At 71.6% G+C, this 20,606-nt stretch carries 13 protein-coding genes and 2 pseudogenes; 10 read left to right on the plus strand and 5 right to left on the minus strand.

Annotated features, from left to right (window positions below; genetic code table 11):
* Positions 1–250 precede the first annotated feature (250 nt).
* The 6 genes and pseudogenes from D3105_RS04220 to D3105_RS04245 all read left to right on the plus strand — a co-directional run bounded on the left by D3105_RS04220 (position 251) and on the right by D3105_RS04245 (position 10,461).
* A pseudogene (locus tag D3105_RS04220) lies at positions 251–791 on the plus strand (FAD binding domain-containing protein).
* Between the two features lie 2 nt (positions 792–793).
* Positions 794–1,393, plus strand: coding sequence for a (2Fe-2S)-binding protein (locus D3105_RS04225; protein ID WP_006128538.1), 600 nt, complete (start codon positions 794–796; stop codon positions 1,391–1,393).
* A gap of 38 nt (positions 1,394–1,431) precedes the next feature.
* Positions 1,432–3,626: pseudogene (locus tag D3105_RS04230) on the plus strand (xanthine dehydrogenase family protein molybdopterin-binding subunit).
* Positions 3,627–3,955: 329 nt separating this feature from the next.
* Positions 3,956–5,413, plus strand: a complete 1,458-nt coding sequence (locus tag D3105_RS04235; RefSeq protein WP_118900120.1) for an NCS2 family permease — start codon at positions 3,956–3,958, stop codon at positions 5,411–5,413.
* 35 nt (positions 5,414–5,448) lie between these two features.
* Entirely contained in the window at positions 5,449–6,591 is a 1,143-nt protein-coding gene (locus D3105_RS04240; RefSeq protein WP_118900122.1) for an XdhC family protein, read from the plus strand.
* A gap of 204 nt (positions 6,592–6,795) precedes the next feature.
* Entirely contained in the window at positions 6,796–10,461 is a 3,666-nt protein-coding gene (locus D3105_RS04245) for a S8 family peptidase (RefSeq protein WP_206272651.1), read from the plus strand.
* Between the two features lie 57 nt (positions 10,462–10,518).
* On the opposite strand, the gene D3105_RS04250 is transcribed toward D3105_RS04245, so the two are convergent.
* Entirely contained in the window at positions 10,519–11,379 is an 861-nt protein-coding gene (locus tag D3105_RS04250; protein ID WP_118900127.1) for a DUF3626 domain-containing protein, read from the minus strand.
* Between the two features lie 73 nt (positions 11,380–11,452).
* Between D3105_RS04250 and D3105_RS04255 the strand changes: the two genes are divergently transcribed.
* Positions 11,453–12,124, plus strand: a complete 672-nt coding sequence (locus D3105_RS04255; protein ID WP_118900129.1) for a hypothetical protein — start codon at positions 11,453–11,455, stop codon at positions 12,122–12,124.
* Between the two features lie 168 nt (positions 12,125–12,292).
* On the opposite strand, the gene D3105_RS04260 is transcribed toward D3105_RS04255, so the two are convergent.
* The 3 genes from D3105_RS04260 to D3105_RS04270 all read right to left on the minus strand — a co-directional run bounded on the left by D3105_RS04260 (position 12,293) and on the right by D3105_RS04270 (position 15,357).
* Positions 12,293–13,846, minus strand: a complete 1,554-nt coding sequence (locus D3105_RS04260; RefSeq protein WP_118900131.1) for an N-acetylmuramoyl-L-alanine amidase — start codon at positions 13,844–13,846, stop codon at positions 12,293–12,295.
* A 232-nt stretch (positions 13,847–14,078) separates the two neighbouring features.
* On the minus strand, positions 14,079–14,810 hold the full coding sequence (locus tag D3105_RS04265; RefSeq protein ID WP_118900133.1) for a nitroreductase family protein: 732 nt from the start codon (positions 14,808–14,810) through the stop codon (positions 14,079–14,081).
* A 100-nt stretch (positions 14,811–14,910) separates the two neighbouring features.
* Complete coding sequence (locus tag D3105_RS04270) at positions 14,911–15,357, minus strand: nitroreductase family deazaflavin-dependent oxidoreductase (RefSeq protein WP_118900135.1); 447 nt, start codon at positions 15,355–15,357, stop codon at positions 14,911–14,913.
* Positions 15,358–15,619: 262 nt separating this feature from the next.
* Here D3105_RS04270 and D3105_RS04275 point away from each other — a divergent pair, with 262 nt between their 5' ends.
* The 3 genes from D3105_RS04275 to D3105_RS04285 are packed head-to-tail and all read left to right on the plus strand — an operon-like array spanning position 15,620 to position 18,058.
* Positions 15,620–15,853 carry an acyl carrier protein gene (locus D3105_RS04275; protein ID WP_006128548.1) on the plus strand — a complete coding sequence of 78 codons (234 nt, stop codon included), beginning with the start codon at positions 15,620–15,622 and terminating at the stop codon, positions 15,851–15,853.
* Complete coding sequence (locus D3105_RS04280) at positions 15,850–17,115, plus strand: beta-ketoacyl-[acyl-carrier-protein] synthase family protein (protein WP_118900137.1); 1,266 nt, start codon at positions 15,850–15,852, stop codon at positions 17,113–17,115. The genes D3105_RS04275 and D3105_RS04280 overlap by 4 nt, the downstream gene beginning before the upstream one ends.
* Positions 17,116–17,137: 22 nt before the next feature.
* Positions 17,138–18,058, plus strand: coding sequence for an alpha/beta fold hydrolase (locus D3105_RS04285; protein ID WP_118900139.1), 921 nt, complete (start codon positions 17,138–17,140; stop codon positions 18,056–18,058).
* Between the two features lie 39 nt (positions 18,059–18,097).
* On the opposite strand, the gene D3105_RS04290 is transcribed toward D3105_RS04285, so the two are convergent.
* On the minus strand, positions 18,098–20,512 hold the full coding sequence (locus tag D3105_RS04290) for an endonuclease/exonuclease/phosphatase family protein (RefSeq protein ID WP_118900141.1): 2,415 nt from the start codon (positions 20,510–20,512) through the stop codon (positions 18,098–18,100).
* Between the last annotated feature and the right edge of the window lie 94 nt (positions 20,513–20,606).

Genomic DNA, 20,606 nt, shown 5'->3' on the forward strand with positions numbered 1-20,606 from the left:
GGGTGGGGGAGCGGTGGGGCGAACGGGGTATCTGTGAATTGCGGTGAGGTTACCGATCCCCGTCATTCGTTCGAATCTACAAGACGGGGACGGAGACCAGCCAACTCCTTCAGTGTTTCGGTGACTGCACCGGCCGGGGCCGGGCTTGTGTACTGGGCCACACACCACGTGAACACCACATGAACGAGCCAGTCGAGGCAGGCCGTCCCCGGCCCCGGCGAACGACCGATTGAGAAGAAGAGAGCCACTCATGGACTTCCTTCGCCCCGCCAGCTGGGAGGAGGCGCTCGCCGCCAAGGCCGAGCACCCCACGGCTGTGCCCATCGCGGGCGGCACCGATGTGATGGTCGAGATCAACTTCGACCACCGGCGGCCCGAGTACCTCCTGGACCTGAACCGCATCGGTGAGCTGTCCGAGTGGGAGGTGGGCCAGGAGAAGGTGCGGCTCGGCGCCTCCGTGCCGTACAGCAGCATCATGGACCACCTGCGCGCCGAGCTGCCCGGCCTGGCGCTGGCCTCGCACACGGTCGCCTCCCCGCAGATCCGCAACCGCGGCGGCGTCGGCGGCAACCTCGGCACCGCCTCGCCGGCCGGTGACGCGCACCCGGCCCTCCTCGCGGCCCGCCAAGCAGTTCGCCGCCCTCGCGTCCGGCGCCTGCAACCCGATCGACGACGTGCGCGGGACGGCGAAGTACCGCAGGCACGCGGTCGGCATCATGGCCCGCCGCACGCTCGGCTGGACCTGGGAGCAGTACCGCGGCGCGGGCCGCACGCTGGAAGGAGCTGCGTAATCATGCGAGTCAATTTCACGGTCAACGGCCGTCAGCAGGAAGCCGACGACGTCTGGGAGGGCGAGTCCCTCCTCTACGTCCTGCGTGAGCGCATGGGCCTGCCCGGCTCCAAGAACGCCTGCGAGCAGGGCGAGTGCGGTTCCTGCACCGTCCGCCTGGACGGCGTCCCGGTCTGCGCGTGCCTGGTGGCCGCCGGTCAGGTCGAGGGCCGCGAGGTCGTCACCGTCGAGGGCCTGGCCGACTACGCCAAGCACCGCGAGGACGCCCACCCGGGCGGCGGCTGCGCCTCCGGCGCCTGCGGCACCACCCTGGACTCCGCCAAGCGCTGGCAGGCCCGGCCCACCGACGGCCAGACCGGCGAGGCCGTCGAACTGGCCCCGATCCAGCAGGCGTTCATCGACGCCGGAGCCGTCCAGTGCGGCTTCTGCACCCCCGGTCTGCTGGTCGCCGCCGACGAACTGCTGGAGAACACCCCCTCCCCGTCCGACCAGGACATCCGCGAGGCGCTCTCCGGCAACCTGTGCCGCTGCACCGGATACGAGAAGATCCTCGACGCGGTCCGCCTCGCGGCCGCCCGCCAGGGAGAGGCGGCCCAGTCATGACGACGCGCCCCGAAGCCACCACGCGCCCCGCGGCCACCATGCCGAAGGCCCAGAACGTACCGTCCGGAACCCCGACCAAGATCACCCAGGGTTCGCCCACCAAGGGCGGCATCGGCGAGTCCACGCTCCGCCCCGACGGCACTCTCAAGGTCACCGGCGAGTTCGCGTACTCCTCCGACATGTGGCACGAGGACATGCTGTGGGGCCAGACCCTGCGCTCCACCGTCGCCCACGCGGAGATCGTCTCCATCGACACCTCCGAGGCGCTGGCCACCTCCGGCGTCTACGCGGTGATGACGTACGACGACCTGCCCGCCGCGATGAAGAACTACGGCCTGGAGATCCAGGACACGCCGGTTCTCGCCCACGGCAAGGTCCGCCACCACGGTGAGCCGGTCGCCATCGTGGCCGCCGACCACCCGGAGACGGCCCGCCGCGCAGCCGCCAAGATCAAGATCGAGTACCGCGAGCTGCCGCTCATCACCGATGAGGCCTCGGCGACCGCCCCCGACGCCGTCCTCGTCCACGAGGGCCGCGACGACCACCACATCGGCCACGTCCCGCACCCCAACATCGTGCACCGCCAGCCGATCATCCGCGGCGACGCCGACGAGGCCGCCAAGCGCGCCGACGTCATCGTCAAGGGCGAGTACACCTTCGGCATGCAGGACCAGGCCTTCCTCGGCCCCGAGTCCGGCCTCGCCGTGCCCTTCGGCCTGCCCGAGGACAAGGTCCGTATGACGCTCTCCGGCGTCGGCGGGGCCTTCGGCGGCCGCGAGGACATCTCGATGCAGATCCACGCCTGCCTGCTGGCGCTCCGCACCGGCAAGCCGGTCAAGATCGTCTACAACCGGTTCGAGTCCTTCTTCGGCCACGTCCACCGGCACCCGGCCAAGCTCCACTACGAGCACGGCGCCACCAAGGACGGCAAGCTCACGCACATGAAGTGCCGCATCGTCCTGGACGGCGGGGCCTACGCCTCCGCCTCCCCGGCGGTCGTCGGCAACGCCTCCTCGCTCTCGGTCGGCCCGTACAGGATCGAGGACGTCGACATCGAGGCGATCGCCCTCTACACCAACAACCCGCCCTGCGGCGCGATGCGCGGCTTCGGCGCGGTCCAGGCGTGCTTCGCCTACGAGGCGCAGATGGACAAGCTCGCCGCGAAGCTCGACATGGACCCGGTGGAGTTCCGCCAGCTCAACGCCATGGAGCAGGGCACCCTGCTGCCCACCGGCCAGCCCTGCGACTCGCCGGCCCCGGTCGCCGAGCTGCTGCGCCGGGTCAAGGCCCGGACGTACGCGCCCTGCCCGGCGGACTCTCCAACACCACCCACGGCGAAGGCGTCGTCCGTGGCGTCGGCTACGCGGTCGGCCTGAAGAACGTCGGCTTCTCCGAGGGCTTCGACGACTACTCCACCGCCCGCGTGCGGATGGAGGTCATCAACGGCGAACCGGTCGCCACCGTGCACACCGCGATGGCCGAGGTCGGCCAGGGCGGTGTCACCGTCCACGCCCAGATCGCCCGTACCGAGCTCGGTGTCAACCAGGTCACCATCCACCCCGCCGACACCCGCGTCGGCAGACGTACGTCACCGGCGGAGCGGTCAAGAACTCCTGCGAAGCCGTACGGGAACAGGTCCTGGAGATCGGCCGCCGCAAGTTCGGCACCTACCACCCGGCCTGGGCCACCGCCGAACTCCTCCTGGAGGGCGGCAAGGTCGTCACCGACGGCGGCGAGGTCCTCGCGGACCTGGCCGACGTGCTGGAGGACGAGGCCATCGACATCGAGCTGGAGTGGCGCCACCGGCCCACCGAGGCCTTCGACCTCCGCACCGGACAGGGCAACGGCCACGTCCAGTACTCGTTCGCCGCCCACCGCGCGGTCGTCGAGGTCGACACCGAGCTCGGCCTGGTCAAGGTCATCGAACTGGCCTGCGCCCAGGACGTCGGCAAGGCGCTCAACCCGCTCTCCGTCCTCGGCCAGATCCAGGGCGGCACGCTCCAGGGCATGGGCGTCGCGGTGATGGAGGAGATCATCGTCGACCCGAAGACCGCGAAGGTGCGCAACCCCTCCTTCACGGACTACCTGCTCCCCACGATCCTCGACACGCCGACGATCCCGGTCGACGTGCTCGAACTCGCCGACGAGCACGCCCCGTACGGGCTGCGCGGCANCGACGGGCCTTGAGCTCAACAGGACACCGGTGCGGCCCGAACACCTCACCACCACCTGAGAGCCTGCCGGGTGACCTCCCACCGGTCGTCACCCGGCAGCCTCCGAGCGGTCCCCCCATTTTTCCGGGCGGTGCGCAGCCGAGAACGTCACACTTTTCCGCACCCCGCACCGCCCGGAGGACCAAGTACCGCACCGCTCGCGGTTCTTCCCCGCCGTGCCCGAGAGCACGGCAGCGCCTCACGGATCATCCGTGCCGCCGGCACATCCGTTCTGCTTCAACAGTTCGTCCCGGCCGTCCCCGGGTCGTGCAGCCGACGCAGTCATCCCAAATCCCGCATTCAGGAATCTCCAAGCGGGTGCCCCTGTGAACCTTGGGAGTCAGGCATCATGACCCAGCAGTCAGTGGAACCGAAAACCAGTCCGGAAAGCGCGGGCCCCGGCTCACGTGTCCCCGCCGGAAGATCATGGCTCGACCGGTACTTCCACATATCCGAACGAGGATCCACGGTCGCGCGCGAGCTGCGCGGCGGCGTCACGACCTTCATGGCCATGGCGTACATCCTCCTGCTCAACCCGCTGATCCTGGGCGGGGAGGACGTCAACGGCAACCTCCTCAGCCAGCCCGGCCTGATCACCGCCACCGCCTTCGCGGCAGCCGCGACGACCCTGCTCATGGGCTTCGTCGGCAAGGTGCCCCTGGCGCTCGCCGCCGGGCTCAGCGTCTCCGGTGTCCTCGCCTCGCAGGTCGCGCCCAACATGACCTGGCCGCAGGCCATGGGCATGTGTGTGATCTACGGTGTGGTGATCTGTCTCCTGGTGGTCACCGGCCTCCGTGAGATGATCATGAACGCGATCCCGCTCGCGCTCAAGCACGGCATCACCATGGGCATCGGGCTCTTCATCGCCCTCATCGGTCTCTACAAGGCCGGATTCGTCCACCAGGGCCAGGCGACCCCCGTCACCCTCGGCCCGGCCGGTGAACTCGCCGGCTGGCCCGTCCTGATCTTCTGCGTGACGCTCCTGCTCATCTTCATGCTCCAGGCGCGCAATATTCCCGGCGCGATCCTGATCGGCATCGTCGTCGGCACGCTGGTCGCGATCGTCATCAACGCGATCGTCGACATCGACCCCAAGAAGTGGAGCAGCGGCCCGCCGGAGCTGGAGGGCAGCGCGGTCTCCACCCCCGACTTCTCGCTCTTCGGGAACGTCGAGTTCGGCGGCTGGGGCGACGTCGGCGTGATGACCGTCGGCATGATCGTCTTCACCCTGGTGCTGGCCGGCTTCTTCGACGCGATGGCCACCATCATCGGCGTCGGCACCGAGGCCAAACTCGCCGACGACAAGGGCCGTATGCCGGGCCTGTCCAAGGCGCTGTTCATCGACGGCGCCGGCGGCGTCATCGGCGGTGTCGCCTCGGGCTCCGGCCAGACGGTCTTCGTCGAATCGGCCACCGGCGTCGGCGAAGGGGCCCGGACCGGGTTCGCCTCCGTCATCACCGGCCTCTTCTTCGCCGCCTGCCTCTTCTTCACCCCGCTCACCGCGATCGTGCCGACCGAGGTGGCCTCCGCCGCCCTCGTCGTCATCGGCGCGATGATGATGCAGAACGCCCGGCACGTGGACTGGGGTGACCGCTCGGTCGCCATCCCGGTCTTCCTGACCGTGGTCCTGATGCCCTTCACGTACACCATCACCACCGGTGTCGCCGCGGGTGTCATCTCGTACAGCGCCATCAAGCTCGCCCAGGGCCGGGCCCGCGAGGTCGGGGCCTTCATGTGGGGGCTGACGGTGATCTTCATCGTCTTCTTCGCCCTCAACCCGATCGAGAGCTGGCTGGGCGTCCACTGACGCCCGGGCCCCCTTCCCGCTTAAGGAGAAACGGCATGCTGGACATCGCCGAAGAGCTGCACCGGTGGGTCTCGCAGGGACGCGAGTTCGCCGTCGCCACCGTGGTGGCCGTCGGCGGCAGCGCGCCCCGGCAGCCCGGCGCGGCCCTCGCCGTCGACCGCGACGGCACGGCCATCGGGTCGGTCTCCGGCGGCTGCGTGGAGGGGGCCGTCTACGAACTGTGCCAACAGGCCATGGAGGACGGCCGGCCCGTCCGTGAGCGCTTCGGCTACAGCGACGAGGACGCCTTCGCGGTCGGTCTGACCTGCGGCGGCATCATCGACATCCTGGTGACCCCGGTCCGGGCGGACGACCCCGCCCGGCCGGTGTTCGCCGCCGCGCTCGCGGCCGCCGCCGAGGGGACGGCGGCCGCACTGGCCCGGGTCACGGACGGCCCCGAGGAACTGCTCGGCCTGCCGCTGCTGGTCCGCCCCGACGGGAGTTACGAGGGCGGGCTCGGCGGCCACCCGGCGCTCGACCGGACCGCCGCCGCCGAGACCCGGGCCCTGCTGGACGCGGGCCGCACCGGACCGCTCGCCATCGGCGCGGAGGGCTCCCGCTGCGGTCGGCCCATCGAGCTGCTGGTCGAGTCCAGCGTGCCGCCGCCCCGCATGATCGTGTTCGGCGCCATCGACTTCGCGGCGGCGTTGGTGCGGGCCGGGAAGTTCCTCGGCTACCGGGTCACCGTCTGCGACGCCCGCCCCGTCTTCGCCACCGCCGCCCGCTTCCCCGAGGCCGACGAGATCGTCGTCGAATGGCCCCACCGCTACCTCGCCGGGACCGAGACCGACGCCCGTACCGTGCTCTGCGTCCTCACCCACGACGCCAAGTTCGACGTACCGCTGCTGGAGGCGGCCCTCCGCCTCCCGGTCGCCTACGTCGGCGCGATGGGCTCGCGCCGCACCCACCTGGAGCGCAACGACCGGCTGCGCGAGGTCGGCCTCACCGACCGGGAACTCGCCCGGCTGCACTCGCCGATCGGCCTCGACCTCGGAGCCCGTACGCCGGAGGAGACGGCCCTGTCCATCGCGGCCGAGATCGTCGCGGTCCGGCGCGGCGGCAGTGGCGTACCGCTCACCGGGGCCCACACCCCCATCCACCACGACAGCAGTGGACAGCCGCTCGCCTCGGTCGCCTGAAACGCCCGTCAACACCCCGTCCGTCCCGGGCGGGTTACCGCCACGGCGGTTTCCCGCCCGCCCGGAACGCAGCGGTCACCCCGGATCAACCGGTAGATCAGCTGCATGACTTCTTCCCCCTCCTCCGTTCCCGGCCGGGCGAGATCCGCTCGCTCAGGACGCAGAGCCCTGCTCCTGGCGACCTCGGCGGCCCTCCTGGGCGGCATGCTGGTCCCCTTCGCCGGTGCGGGCACCGCCGGTGCAGCCCCCGCACCGCGCCCCGAGGCCCCGAGCTCCGACGCCACCACGGACAGCCACACCATCACCCTGGTCACCGGTGACGTGGTGCGGTACGTGGACGGCCCCGGCGCCCGGGACACCGTCACCGTGGACCGCCCCGACGGCGCGAGCGGCGGCGTACGCATCCAGCAGGCGGGCGAGGACGTGTACGTCCTGCCCGACGAGGCCACCACCCTGATCGCGGCGGGCACCCTGGACCGGCGGCTGTTCAACGTCTCGGCCCTGGTCCGGATGGGGTACGACGACGAGAGCACCGGGGCCGTCCCGGTCATCGCCACCTATCCGCCCGAGCGCGCCAGGGCCCTGCCCGCAGCTCCGCGCGGCGCGAAGAAGGTCCGCACCCTCGCCTCCATCCACGGGGCCGCGCTCAGCGCCGACAAGGACGGGGCGCGCACGTTCTGGGACGCCATCACCCGTACGCCGAGTGCCCGTTCGCTCGACGGCGGGATCGCGAAGCTCTGGCTGGACGGCCGCTCCGATGCGCTGCTCGCCGAGTCCGTGCCGCAGGTGAAGGCCCCCGAGGCGTGGGCCGCCGGCTTCGACGGCAAGGGCACCAGGGTCGCCGTCCTGGACACCGGCATCGACGCCGACCACCCGGACGTCAAGGACCGCCTCGTCGGCGCCCGCAGCTTCGTCCCCGGCGAGGAGGTCGACGACAAGCACGGCCACGGCACGCACGTCGCCTCCACCATCGCCGGAGCCGGCGCGGCGTCCGAGGGCGCGAACAAGGGCGTCGCCCCGGCGGCCGACCTGCTCGTCGGCAAGGTCCTCAGCGACGAGGGCTCCGGCGCGGACTCCGGGATCATCGAGGCCATGGAGTGGGCGAAGGCCGAAGGGGCCGACATCGTCTCCATGAGCCTCGGCTCCCCGGTACCCGACGACGGCACCGACCCGATGTCCCAGGCGGTGAACTCCCTCTCGGCGGACGGCGGTCCGCTCTTCGTGATCGCGGCGGGCAACGCGTACGGGGCGGGCACGATCGGCTCGCCCGGCTCGGCGGAGCAGGCGCTCACCGTCGCCGCCGTCGACAAGCAGGACGGCCGCGCCGACTTCTCCTCCATGGGCCCGCTGGTCCGCTCGCACGGACTGAAGCCCGACCTGTCGGCCCCCGGCGTCGACATCAACGCCGCCGCCTCGCAGTCCGTTCCCGGCACCGAGGGCATGTACCGGTCGATGTCCGGAACGTCGATGGCCACCCCCCATGTCGCGGGCGCGGCCGCCATTCTGAAGCAGCGTCACCCCGAATGGAGCGGTCAGCGCATCAAGGACGCGCTGATGACCTCGTCCCAGAAGCTGGACGCGTACACCCCGTACCAGCAGGGCACCGGCCGGCTCGATGTGAAGGCGGCGATCGACACCACGATCGAGGCCACCGGCTCGGTCGAGGTCGCCTCCTACGCCTGGCCGCACGGCCCGTCCGACGAGGTCGCCGACCGCACGATCACCTACCGCAACACGGGTGACAAGGACGTCACGCTGAACCTGGCCACCGACACGGACGAGGCGGCCTGCACGCTCTCCACCGACACACTGACCGTCCCGGCGGGCGGCACCGCCGAGGCGGTCCTGTCCCTGGACCCGGCGAAGGTCGCTGTCGACACCACCTTCTCCGGCCAGGTCGTGGCCACCGACGCGGCCGGCACGACGGTCGCGCACACCGGCTTCGCGCTCACCAAGGAGAAGGAACTGCACGATCTGACGCTGAAGCTCCGCGACCGGTCGGGCAAGCCGATGGACGGCCTCGCCGTCCTCGGAGAACTGGGCGACCCGCAGCTCGGCCTCGTCCAGATCAGCGGTGGCGAGACCACGCTGCGCCTGCCTCCCGGCAACTACACCGCCTGGGCCTCCGTGGACGTCGACGGCGACCGCCCCGACTCCCGGGCCGTCGCGTTCCTCGCGGCCCCCGAGACGATCCTGACCGGCTCCACCACGGTCACCCTCGACGCGTCCGAGGCCCGCAAGGTCAGCGTGCGCACCCCGAAGGAGACCGAGACCCGCCAGCTCCGCTACGACATGGCGCGCACCGCTCCGGACGGCACCGTCCAGCGTGACGCGTACCAGATACCGCTCACCCACGACCAGTTGTGGGCGAGCCCCACCAAGAAGGTGAAGGAGGGCGACTTCAGCTTCCTGACCCGCTGGCGGCAGGACGAGGAGCTGATCGACGTCGAGGCCGACGGCCGTGACGTACCGGTCCACGTCCAGGGCGGCGCGGCGATCGCCGAGGACAGCGAGCAGAAGCCGAACGCGGTGTACGCGGGCAAGGGCGCACCGGCGGACTACAAGGGCCTGAACACTCGCGGCAAGGCCGTCGTGATCACCCGCAGCGCCGACGTCACCCCCGCCGAACGTCTCGCGGTCGCGCTGGCCGCCGGGGCGAAGGCCCTGTTCGTCGTCAACGACGAGCGAGGCGTGGCGATGGAGAGCTACACCCCGTGGGGCGAGGAGACCACGATCCCGGTCGCCTCGGTCCAGAAGTCGGCGGGCGAGACGCTGATCAGCGCGGCGAAGCGAGGCAAGAAGATCGAGATCGACCAGAAGAGGTTCGCGGACTACCTCTACGACCTGGTCGACCGCCACGACGGCACCATCCCGGACCGCTCGCTGGCCTTCGCGCCCTCGGCGCGTCAGCTCGCGAAGGTGGAGAACACCTTCTACGGCCACAAGAAGACGCTCGGCGGCGGCTACCGCTACGACATCCCGGACTACGGTCCCGGCCTCGGCTTCGAGGAGTACGAGCAGTTCCCGGACGTCCGCACCGAATGGGTCAATCCGCTGCCGGGAGACTCCTTCTGGTACGAGAACCACTCGGTCCTCAACGCGGAGGAGTCCGACCGCGCACACGAGATGCGCAGCGCTGAGCTGGACTACCGGGCGGGCAAGGACTACCCCGCCGAGTGGTTCGCCCCGGTGACCCGCCCTCGCCTGGGCACCGGCTACTGGGGCCCGTTCCGTACGGTCAACAACGATCTTCAGTTCAACATCACCCCGTGGACGGACGCGGGCGCCGGCCACTCCGGCTCGATGCCCGAGAACGAGTACGACACCACTTCGTACGCCTTCTACCAGGGCGACACCGAGCTCAAGAAGGGCGCGGGCAGGGCGGGTTACATCGGTGACCTCTCCGCCGAGAAGCGCCCCTACCGCCTGGTCATCGACTCGGAACGCGACGCGAAGACCTGGAAGACATCGACCCGTACGCACTCCGAGTGGGGCTTCGTCTCCGGCGCCCTGGACGACGCCGGCCCCTACCAGGCCGACATCCCGCTGCTCCAGCTGGACTACGCCGTCGACACCGACCTGGCGGGCGACGTCCGCGCCGGCCGCACGACGGAGATCGGCCTCACCTCCGGCACCCAGGAATGGCTGCCGGGCGCGGTGAAGGCGAACAAGGCTTCGCTGTCGGTCAGTTACGACGACGGCAAGCACTGGACGAAGGTGGACCTCCGGAAGAAGAAGACCGGCGAGTGGACCGCGAAGTTCCGCACCCCCTCGAAGGGCGCGACCTCGGCCTCGCTCAAGGCCCACGCGGAGGGCCCCGGCGGCCTCGTCGTCGACCAGGAGATCATCCGGGCCTTCGGCCTGAAGTGACCCGCTGACCTGGTCCCGCACCCCTGCGACGGGAGTGCGGGACCAGGTGCGTCGGCCTCAGGCCGGAAGGACTGCGGACACCCGGCCGAACCGGGCCAGCAGATGCCAGACCCGCTTGAGGTCCTGCGCGTCGTACCGGCCGGCCCGCACCGCGTCGCCGATGATCCGGGCGTCCAGCCATCCGTCGACCGCCAGGGCGGAGCCGAGGGCGACGAACTCGGGCCCCCGGTAGCCGGGATGGAGCCGCAGCTCCTCCACGGAGAGCCGGAACCCCGGATGCCACTCGACGGGGCAGGGCAGCAGGCGGGCCGCGGCCTCCACCGCCGTCCCCCGGTGGGCCGGGTCGAGCACGAGCGCCTCCACGTCGCGGTCCAGCCGGACCGGGGCATGGATCTGCGCCTCGACGTAGTCGTCCAGGGCATCACGGTCGTCCGCCGCCGCCAGCTCGACGAGCCCCGACATCCGGGCCGCGACCCCGAAGTGCACGGGTTCGGCGGCGCTGTCGGGATAGCAGAACGTGGCCGCGCCGAGCACCTCCGGCACCAGCCTGAAGTGCGCCGAACCGAACCGGGGCGCGGCGCCGAACGGCGTCCGACGCAGGTCCAGCGCCCCGTAGACGGGCCGCTCGGCGGCCTCCGCCCGGTCGTACGCGCCGCCGAAGATCCGACTCTCCCACCGCCACCGGTCACCGCCGGGGTGTGCGGTGAGCCCCCCGTTGCTGGTGCCGGTCACGAACTGGGAGACGTACAGACCGTCCCCGCCCAGCCGTTCGAGGATCGGCATCCCCGCCACCGCCCGGTCGGGGTGGAAGTTCAGGGTGACACGGGGTCCGGGAGCCAGGGGCGCGCCCGAGGACAGTGAGGAGACGTGCTCCAGCGCCCGCCTGCGGGGAGAGGGGGCCGGGTGATCGGTGTTCATCGTGACAGTGTGCCCGGGCGGCTTCGGGGGAGCACCTGAATACCCGGCCCGGCCGGTGCGGTTGGATGGCCCCATGAGCGTTCATGACGTGGCCCGTCGGCTGCCTGGCATATCCGCCCTCACCGATCTCTGCCGTTCCCTGGCGATGCTCGACGCGATCCTGTGTGCGGAGTGGGACCACCGCTGGCACGGCTTCGACGCGCAGTGGTCGCCGAGCGAGGCGGTGGCCTCGATGCGGGACGGGTCGGGTGGCGAGTACTCCATCGTCTTCTCCGCCGCCGGCGCGTACGCCCGGGGCTTCGACCACGAGTCGCCGATGAGCCCGTACGTGGATGACGTCCCCTGGCCCGGGGTGCTCGACGAGGTGCCCGAGGTGTTCCGCCCATACGTGGACGAGCCGTCGTTCTGCGACGAGTTCGGGCTGCCCGTCGTCACCGCCTGCCTCTGGCGCGAGAGCGGCGACGACCGCTGGCGGACGGGGGCCGTGGAGTTCCCGGAGGACGGGGAGGACTCCGACGGGGCCGACTGGCTCTTCCAACTCCTCGTCACCGGGACCCCCGAGTCGTACCAGGAGTGGGCCGAGGACTACTTCGAGGTGGACATCGACCTCGAAGCCGTACGCCATGTCTTCGCCTTGCGACCGCTGACGGACGAGATCGTCGCCGCGATCAACCCGGAGCGGATTCCCGCCGAACTGGCCAAGGACATCAAGGAGATCGGGTATCCGGTCGGCGCGGGGGAGTGAGCCGGTGAGCCGCCCGGGGCCGGCCCGCCTGCGGTATCGGGGTCAGTCGTCCTCCTCCGCGCCGGTGCGCGGGCGGAAGCGTGGCCGCTTGCCGCAGCCGTAGGCCCGGGTGGCCCCTTGCGGGCCCGGGCGGGCCCCCGTGCTCGGGAGGCCCGCCCGGGTCCGTGCTCACTTGCCGTTCTGCAGGGCCGTCCATGTGGCCGGGCCCACCTGGCCGTCGACGCCCAGCTTGCGGGTGGTCTGGTAGGTGCGGACCGCCGTGTCCGTGGTCGGGCCGAAGCTGCCGTCCACGCCCACCGTCTTGCCGAGCGCCGCCGTCAGGGCGCGCTGGAGGCGCTTCACCGCATCGCCCGAACTGCCCTGCTTCAGCAGCGGGGTCGTGCCGGCCGACAGCAGGGCCGTCCAGGTCTTCGGGCCGACCATGCCGTCCGGGTCGAGGGAGCGGGCCCGCTGGAACGCCTCGACAGCGCTCTTCGTGGTGGCGCCGAAGAGGCCGTCCACCTTGCCGGGGTTGTACTTCTGCGCGGTGAGCAGCGTCTGGACGGCGGTCACCTGCGGGCCCGACGAGCCGGACTGCTGCGTGGTGTAGAGGGGGAACGTCAGACCGTCTCCGCCGTTGCCCGGGTCACCGCCGATCAGCTCCATGTAGTAGTCCCAGTCCCAGTGGGGGCCGGGGTCGGTGTGGTCGTTGCCGGGCACCTCGACGTGGCCGACGATGTGCGCCCGGTCCTTCGGGATGCGGAACTTGGCGCTGAGGTGCGACGTCAGCGCGGCCGACGAGCGGTACATCGCGTCGGTGAACCAGGCCGGTTCGTCGACCCACCCCTCGTGCTCGATCCCGACGGACGAGGCGTTGGCGCTGCGCGCGTGCCACGCCGTGTCCTTGTCCCGGACCGTCTGGGTGACCTCCCCGTCCGATGACCGGATCACATAGTGGGCGCTGACCTGGGACGCCGGGTTCTGGAACCAGCTGATGGAGCCCGCGTACGAGCCCTGGGTGACATGGACGACCACCTTGTCGACGGCCGCGGTGCGGCCTACGGCGAAGTTCTCGGCGTGGGCGGGCACCCAGCGCGCCGAGGGGTAGTCCTCGCTCTGCGCGTAGACGTCGGACGCCGACACCTCGCCCTTCTCCGGGGCGACCGGGCGGGACGGTACGAGCACCTCCTCGCCGCCGGTCACCGTCGCGGACACGCCCTCGGCGAGGAAGGTGAAGACCGCGTCCGCGTAGAGCGCGGCCGCCGGCCCGTCGGCGGCGCTGTAGCGGGCCACCGCCGGATACCAGGCGTCCACGTCCCGGCGCTCGGCGGCGTCCAGGCCCAGCGCGTCGGCGTGGTCGCGCAGCACGGCCGCGCCGCCGAGGATGTTGGCGGTCGTGTCCCGGCGCAGCCGGGCCGCGCTCTCGCCGGTCAGCTCGGCGGCCTTCTCCAGGGAACGGTTCGTGGGGTTGCTCGCCAGGTGCATCACGCCGTAGCCGTTCGCCTGGCTCGGCTTGCCCGCGTGTCCGTTCAGCCGGGACTCGCCGTAGCCCACGGCGGCCAGCAGGTCGCGCGGTACGCCGTACTCCTGGGACGCCTCGGCGAAGGCGCGGTTCATCGGGTCGGCCGTGTCCGCCCGCGGGGCGGCGTTCGTCGGCTGCCCGGCGGCGAGAAGGGCCGCGGCGGTGAGGGCCGCCACGGCACAGGCGCGGGCCCGGGTTCGGGCGGCGGTGCGTAGGCGCATGAGGGCTCCTGCTCTGTGGGAGGTAGTAAAAAGCCCTCGGACCCGGGTGGGCCAGAGGGATGCCGAACCCGGCCAGGCTATCGACGTGAGGCGAGCATGACAAAGGGATGCCTTGGTGATTCGACTGGCAACATCCTGCAAATTCAAGGGAGTTGCCTGGCCCGCTGAGCCTGTCGGGTGACATCGAGCGTCACCCGACAGGGGTGCCGGTACCGGTTGACGCGGGCCGTCGCTACCAGCGGTCGCGGTGGATGACGTCCGCCACGGGACGTCGCCGGACAGGCCCGAAGTTACCCGCGGGCCACCCCACCGGAACCGCGGCGAACGTCGCCATGTCCTCCGGGATGCCCAGCTCCTTCTTCCACTCCTGCTCCAGCATCAGATGCCAGATGGTGATGTTCGCCGCCAGCCCCAGTCCCCTGGCCGCCAGCAGCAGGTTCTGCACCCCGGGATAGACGCAGGAGCCCTCCGCCAGCGCCTGGAAGCGGGTCTGCGTGTTCATCATGTGCTCCGTGCCCGCCGGACCGAGCGCCCGCGCCGACGCGGCGAGCCCCTCCTCGTCCAGGCGCGGCTCCGGGAACCGGTAGCACGGCACGATCAGTACCGGGGTGTCGGCGAAGTGGTCGCGCTGGTACTCGATCGCCGCGACCATCCGGCCGTACGCCGCCTCGTCCATGCCCTCGGGGGCGTACTTCCCGGTCGTCGCCAGATACGCGTCCACGCACCGCTTCCAGAGCGGGGCGAGCCGCGCCATCACCTCGCGGTCGGTCACCACCACGTACTCGTAACACTGCATGTTGCCGCCGCTGGGCCCCCAGACGGCCGCCTGTATCAGCTGCTCGACCAGCTCCTCGGGCACCGGCTCCGGCTTGAGCCGGCGCATGGCGCGCATCGTGGACATGGTGTCGAAGAGAGCGGGGCCGCCGAGGGCGGACGGGTCGGCCTGAACCGTTTTCATGGTCATGATCGCGGATTTTACGGTTCCGACCGGCGCGCCAGAAGGGCTCCTGGCAGCCGGACTTCGCCGCCTCCGCGTCCGCCGTCCCGGCTCCGGACCCGCCGCCTCAGGTCCGCGTCAGCCGCACCACCGGGATGTCCCGCTCGGTACCCGCCTGATACTCCCCGTAGCGTGGGAACAGCTCCACCAGACCCGGCCAGACCCGCGCCTTCTCCTCGGCCGGCAGCGTCGCCGCGAGCGCCCCGAACCGCTCCGTCTTCACCCGGAGTTGGACCTCCGGATTCGCCTGGAGGTTCAGATACCACAGCGGCGGACGGTCCGAGCCGCCGTTGGACGCCACGATCAGATAGTCCTCGCCGTCCCGCCCGTACATCAGCACCGTGCGCCGCACCGTCCCGCTGCGCCGGCCGACGTAGTCCATCAGCAGACAGGGGACCCCGAGCTGGGTGGTGCCCTTCGTGCCGCCGGAGGACTCGTACAGCTCGGCCTGCCGGGCGACCCAGTCGGCGGGGCTCAGCGCGACCTCCGCATTGCCGTCCTGCTCGGCCGTCATGGGTATCTCCTTCTCTCGTGGCGTCCCGTACGGGCTGCGCCTCCATCCTGGCATCCCCGCACCTCCCTCCCTCGTCACCGCACCCCGGATTCGTACACCTGGACAGCCCTCCCACCGCACGGGGGAACGCGGGCCGGGGGTCCGCCCGCGAAGGCGTATAAAGGGTCCTTCCGGAGCAGCCGGCGTCCCCCGATGGCCCCTCCCCCCACCTCCCCTCACCACGCGGCCGGCGTCACCGCGTCACCGAGCCCAGGAGAGCCGAATGAGCACGTCGGAAGAGATCAGCACGCTGCTGGTGACGAAGTTCGGAACCGACCCCGAGGCCATCCGCCCCGATGTTCCGCTGCACCGGCTGCGACTCGACTCCCTCGCCCTGGAGGAGCTGCGGCTGCACATCGAGGACCGGCTGGACGTGGACCTGGAGGACGTCGCGCTCACCTCGCGCGACACCGTCGGCCGCCTCGTCGAGGCCGTGCAGGGGAAGGTCACCGCATGAGCGCGGCCGCCGCAGCGCCCTACCGCCGGACCCCGCCCGCCCCGTTCGCCGCCGCCGTCACCGGCGTCGGCCTGGTCACCTCGGCCGGTACGGGCGTCGACGCCGCCTGGCACGGCGTCACCGAGGGCCTCGCGCCGTCAGCCGCGCCCCGGCCCGAACTGGGCGGTCTGCCCTGCGACTTCTTCTACTCCGTCACCGACTGCGACCCGGGGGCCGTCCTCGGCGTGGCCACCCAGCGGCTGATGGACCGCTTCGCCCAGCTCGCCGTCATCGCCGCCCGTGAGGCCGTCGCCGACGCCGGACTGGACCCGGCCGTCTGGGACAGCGGCCGCGTCGGCGTCGTCATCGGCTCCGCCCACGGCGGACTGCCCTTCTACGACGAACAGGCCGCCGCGCTCGCCGCCCGCGGCCCCCGCCGCGTCTCCCCGAAACTCGCCCCGCTCAGCGTCGTCAACGGCGCGGCCAGCAGCGTCAGCCTGGACCTCGGCGTCCACGGACCCAGCCAGGCCGTCTCCACCGCCTGCTCCTCCGGCACCGTCGCCATCGGCACCGCCCACCAGATGCTCCGCTCCGGGGCCTGCGACATCGTCATCACGGGCGGTGCGGAGTCCACCTGCACCCGCCTCCTGCTCGCCAGCGCCTGCAGTCTCAAGGCCGTCTCCACCCGCCGCGAGGACCCCGCGGCCGCCTGCCGCCCCTTCGACACCCACCGCGACGGCTTCGTCGTCGGCGAGGGCGCGGGCCTGCTCGTCCTGGAACACCCGGACCACGCCCGCGCCCGGGGCGCCACCGTCCGCGCCCACGTGAACGGTTACGGGGCCTCCAGCGACGCCCACTCAGCCGTCGCCCCGGACCCGGAAGGACTCGGCATCGAACGCGCCCTGCGCACCGCGCTCACCGACGCCGGCCTCTCCCCGGCCGACGTCGGGCACGTCAACGCCCACGGCACCTCGACGCTCTCCAACGACCTGATCGAGGCGACGATGCTGCGCCGCGTCCTCGGCGACAGCCCCCTGGTGACCTCCACCAAGGCGATGACCGGCCACACCCTCGGCGCGGCGGGCGGCATCGAGGCCGCCCTCACCGTGCTCGCCCTCCAGCACCAACTGGTCCCACCCACCGTCAACCTGGACGCACCGGACCCGCAGATCCCGATCGAGGTGGTCGCCAAGGAAGCCCGCGCCGCCTCCTTCGACTGTGCCGTCAAGACCTCGCTCGGCTTCGGCGGGCACAACGCGGCACTCGTCCTCACCAGGCCCTGAGCGGAAGGGAACGCAGCACCACATGCCCGAGGAGATCATCCGGACCCTGTCCGCCGACGGAGTGCGCTACGGCTACCGCGTCCTGCCGTACGACCGGAGCGGCGGGGCCGCCCCCCGTACCGAACCGACGCTCATTCTCGGCGGCGCGCTCCAGGGCATGTTCGGCTGGCCCCAGATGGACGACCACCTGGGTCCGGCCGCCGACGTGGTCACCGCCGACCTGCCCGGCATGGGCGGCGCCGACCCGCTCCCGCCGGGCCCCAGCGCCGATCTGCTGCGCCGCGCCGTCCTCGGCATCGCCGACGACCTCGGCGCCCCCCGGCTCAACGTCTTCGGCTTCTCCTACGGCACCGCCATCGCCTTCGGCTTCGCCCAGCACCATCCGGACCGGGTGGCCCGGCTCGCCCTCGGCGGGGTGCCTGTCCACATCGACGCCGCCCAGGTCGCCTGTTGGGAGCGGGCCAGGCGGCAACTGGCCGCCGGGGACCGTGAGGGGTTCGCCGCCACGGCGGCCGACGCGCTGATGTGCCTGGACCCGGAACGCCCAGTACACCGCCGGGAGTTGGCCCGGCGCTATGTGCGGCGCTCCTTCCTCCACGCGCTCACCCACTCGCCCCACGCCGCGGACTCCCTCTACCGGGCGCTGGCCGACCGGCCCGACTTCACCGGCGGGCTCACCGGCGTACCGGCGCTCGTCTTCGCCGGGGAGCACGACACGGTCACCTCGCCCGCGCGGCAGCGGGAGTTCGCCGCGACGATCGAGGGGAGCCGGTTCCTGACGGTCGAGGAGTCCGACCACTGGGTGGTCCTGGAGCGGGCCGAGGAGGTGGCCTCGCTGGTCACCGGGTTCTTCACCGGGCGGGAGCCGGTGGCCCCTACGACCTGTGCGACCGGTGCGGTCGTGCTGCCGCGGCAGGCCACGGCCCCGGCCGGGCGGACCTGAGCTTCGGTCCGCCGCGGCCGGGGCCGTGTGCCCTGCGTCCTACCACCAGGGCCAGAGGCCGCCGACCTTGATCCGCACCACCTGCGGATCGTGGTCGCTCGCCTGGTCCGCGAACTCGGCGTTGATGTGCACCACGTCGTAGTCGAGGCGGTGGACGCCGGGGCTCGTCAGGATGTGGTCCAGCGTCTGCGAGTTGCCGTCGAAGACATAGCTGTACCGCTCGCCGACGGGCAGCGTGTTGATCAGCGGCTTGAGCGCCTTCCCCTCGGTCAGCGCCTTCATCGTCGGGGAGAACTCGAAGTCGTTGAAGTCCCCGAGCGCGACGACCCGTGCCGACCGGTCCGCCTTCAGCAGTGAGGTGACGAAGGTGTTGACCTCGGCCGCCTGCTGGATCCGCTGCGACTCCGAGGACCGCGTCGGCTCCTGGTAGCGGCCGTGCAGCGGCTGGTCGCCGCCCTTGGACGCGAAGTGGTTGCCGATGACGAAGACCGGCTTGCCCCGGAAGACGAACTCGCCCACCAGCGGCTTGCGGCTGTCCTCCCACGCCGGGCTCGCCGGGTTGATCCGGCCCGGGGACGCGGACAGCTTGACGCCCAGCCAGGTGTCGACGGCCCGCACCGGCGTGGTGGCGTCGCCGCCCGGCCGGTCGGTGAAGGAGACCCGCTTGGGGTTGTAGAGGAAGACGTTGCGGATGTTGCCGCCCGGCTGACCGCCGTCCTTGTTGTTTTCCGGCGCGATGTAGCGCCAGGCGTAACGCGGCCCGCCCTTCGCGACGACCGCGTCCGTGAACCGCTTCAGCGTCGCCTCGGAGCCCGTCGTGCCGTCGTTCACCGCACCGTTGTCGTCCTGGATCTCCTCCAGCGAGACGATGTCGGGGGAGGACAGGTTGACCGCGACGCCCTCGGCCAGGGTGTCGAACTTGGCCTGGTCGTCGTTCGCGTCGAGGTTCTCCACGTTGTACGTGGCGACCGCCAGCTCGTCCTTCTTCTGCTTGCGGGTCACCTCGCGCCGCAGCTTGTTGTCGACGACCGTGCCCAGCTCGGTGGCCTGCACGTTGTAGCCGCCGTAGCTCGCGTAGTCGAGCACGCCGGTGGTGCGGCCCTTCAGCACGTCGCCCACGTTCGCCGCGGGGACCGGCTGCGCCGGGTTCAGCGACATGACCTTCAGGCGGCCGGTGTTCTGGTCCTCGTACGAGGCGTAGAGCGTGCCGCCGCGCCGGGTCGGGTTCTCCTTCGGCTTGACCGTCACCCAGATCTCGTCGTACGCGGTCGTCGCCCCGGTCACCCGGGTGTCGGCGATCTGGATCCGGGAGCCCTCCAGCGCCTCGTACAGGTCCAGCGCGTGCGTGGCCGGGTCCAGCGGGAGCGCGTCGATCGCCCCGCCGTCCGCCGAGGGCACGTAACGGCCGGGCACCGAGCGGGCGTCGAGGACGACCGGGGCGGGCAGCGCGTTGCCGGAGGAGAGCACGGTGACGCGGGGCGCGGTGATCTGGGTGAGCGACTGGGTGCCGGTGCCCGGGTAGTACTCCGCGACCTTTCCGCTGACCAGGACGGAGTCCCCGGCCTTCACGGTCGGCGCGGTGGAGCCGGTGTAGACGAACAGGCCCTCGCCGGTGCGCGGGTCGTTGTCCGGTGCGGTGTCCTGGATCCAGAAGCCGCGCGAGCCACTGCTCCGGACGCCCGTGACGATGCCCGGGACACCGGTGACCGCCGCGCCCTCCAGCGGGGAGACGCGGGTGGTGCCCTGGATGTCGTGGATCCGGACGTCGCCGGGCTCGGTCGGGCCGGGCTCCTCCGGCGGCTGCCCGCCGCCGGACGTCTCGCCCTTGGCGTTGACCGGGGTGGGCGCGCCCGCGGTGAGGTCGGCGGCGTTGTCGTCGGTGTCGGCGAGCGAGGCGGCGCGCGCGACGGAGGTGGTGGCCGAGGCGCCGGGGACCGGGCCGCCGCCTTCCCGGACGACCGCGGAGCCGTACCCGACCAGATCGACGATCCGGGTGTCCGCCGCGCAGTCCGCCGCCGACTTGCAGGTCAGCGGGGCCGTCCCGGAGACCAGGGCGACGGTGCCGCTGCCCGCCGCCATGGCGACGGTTCCGGTGGCGTCCGCGGTGGGCAGCGCGACCGTACCGCCGGTGCCCGCGGCCTGCGCGACCAGATAGCGGCCGCCGGGCGCGATCGACCCGGACAGCTCGGAGACCTGCCACTGCGATCCGGCTGACGGGCTGCCCGGCAGGTACTGGACGCTGAGGCCGCCGACCTCGAAGGGCGCCGAGCCGGCGTTGGCCAACTCGACGAAGTCCCGGGTCAGCGTCGCGCCGGAGTTGCCCCCGCCGCCGTACACCTCGGAGATGACGGCGGTGGCCGACGGCGCCGCCTGGGCGGCGGGCAGGGCGGTCACCGCGAGAGCGACGGCGACGGCGCCGGTCAGCAGTACGGAACCGGATCTGTATATCTGCACGGGAGGAGCCCCCAACTGAACTGAGTAGTAGGGGCAAAAGCTATGCGCGTAGAACGGGGCATGACAAGGCGCTGGAGGTTAATTCCGCGCGTAT

Origin of the sequence: Streptomyces globisporus (genome assembly GCF_003501885.1) — a bacterium.
GTDB lineage: Bacteria > Actinomycetota > Actinomycetes > Streptomycetales > Streptomycetaceae > Streptomyces > Streptomyces globisporus_D.

Bases quoted from the DNA above. Each gene is read 5' to 3' on its own strand.
- D3105_RS04225 (WP_006128538.1), top strand. From the start codon at position 794: ATGCGAGTCAATTTCACGGTCAACGGCCGTCAGCAGGAAGCCGACGAC.
- D3105_RS04235 (WP_118900120.1), top strand. From the start codon at position 3,956: ATGACCCAGCAGTCAGTGGAACCGAAAACCAGTCCGGAAAGCGCGGGC.
- D3105_RS04240 (WP_118900122.1), top strand. From the start codon at position 5,449: ATGCTGGACATCGCCGAAGAGCTGCACCGGTGGGTCTCGCAGGGACGC.
- D3105_RS04245 (WP_206272651.1), top strand. From the start codon at position 6,796: ATGCTGGTCCCCTTCGCCGGTGCGGGCACCGCCGGTGCAGCCCCCGCA.
- D3105_RS04250 (WP_118900127.1), bottom strand. From the start codon at position 11,379: ATGAACACCGATCACCCGGCCCCCTCTCCCCGCAGGCGGGCGCTGGAG.
- D3105_RS04255 (WP_118900129.1), top strand. From the start codon at position 11,453: ATGAGCGTTCATGACGTGGCCCGTCGGCTGCCTGGCATATCCGCCCTC.
- D3105_RS04260 (WP_118900131.1), bottom strand. From the start codon at position 13,846: ATGCGCCTACGCACCGCCGCCCGAACCCGGGCCCGCGCCTGTGCCGTG.
- D3105_RS04265 (WP_118900133.1), bottom strand. From the start codon at position 14,810: ATGACCATGAAAACGGTTCAGGCCGACCCGTCCGCCCTCGGCGGCCCC.
- D3105_RS04270 (WP_118900135.1), bottom strand. From the start codon at position 15,357: ATGACGGCCGAGCAGGACGGCAATGCGGAGGTCGCGCTGAGCCCCGCC.
- D3105_RS04275 (WP_006128548.1), top strand. From the start codon at position 15,620: ATGAGCACGTCGGAAGAGATCAGCACGCTGCTGGTGACGAAGTTCGGA.
- D3105_RS04280 (WP_118900137.1), top strand. From the start codon at position 15,850: ATGAGCGCGGCCGCCGCAGCGCCCTACCGCCGGACCCCGCCCGCCCCG.
- D3105_RS04285 (WP_118900139.1), top strand. From the start codon at position 17,138: ATGCCCGAGGAGATCATCCGGACCCTGTCCGCCGACGGAGTGCGCTAC.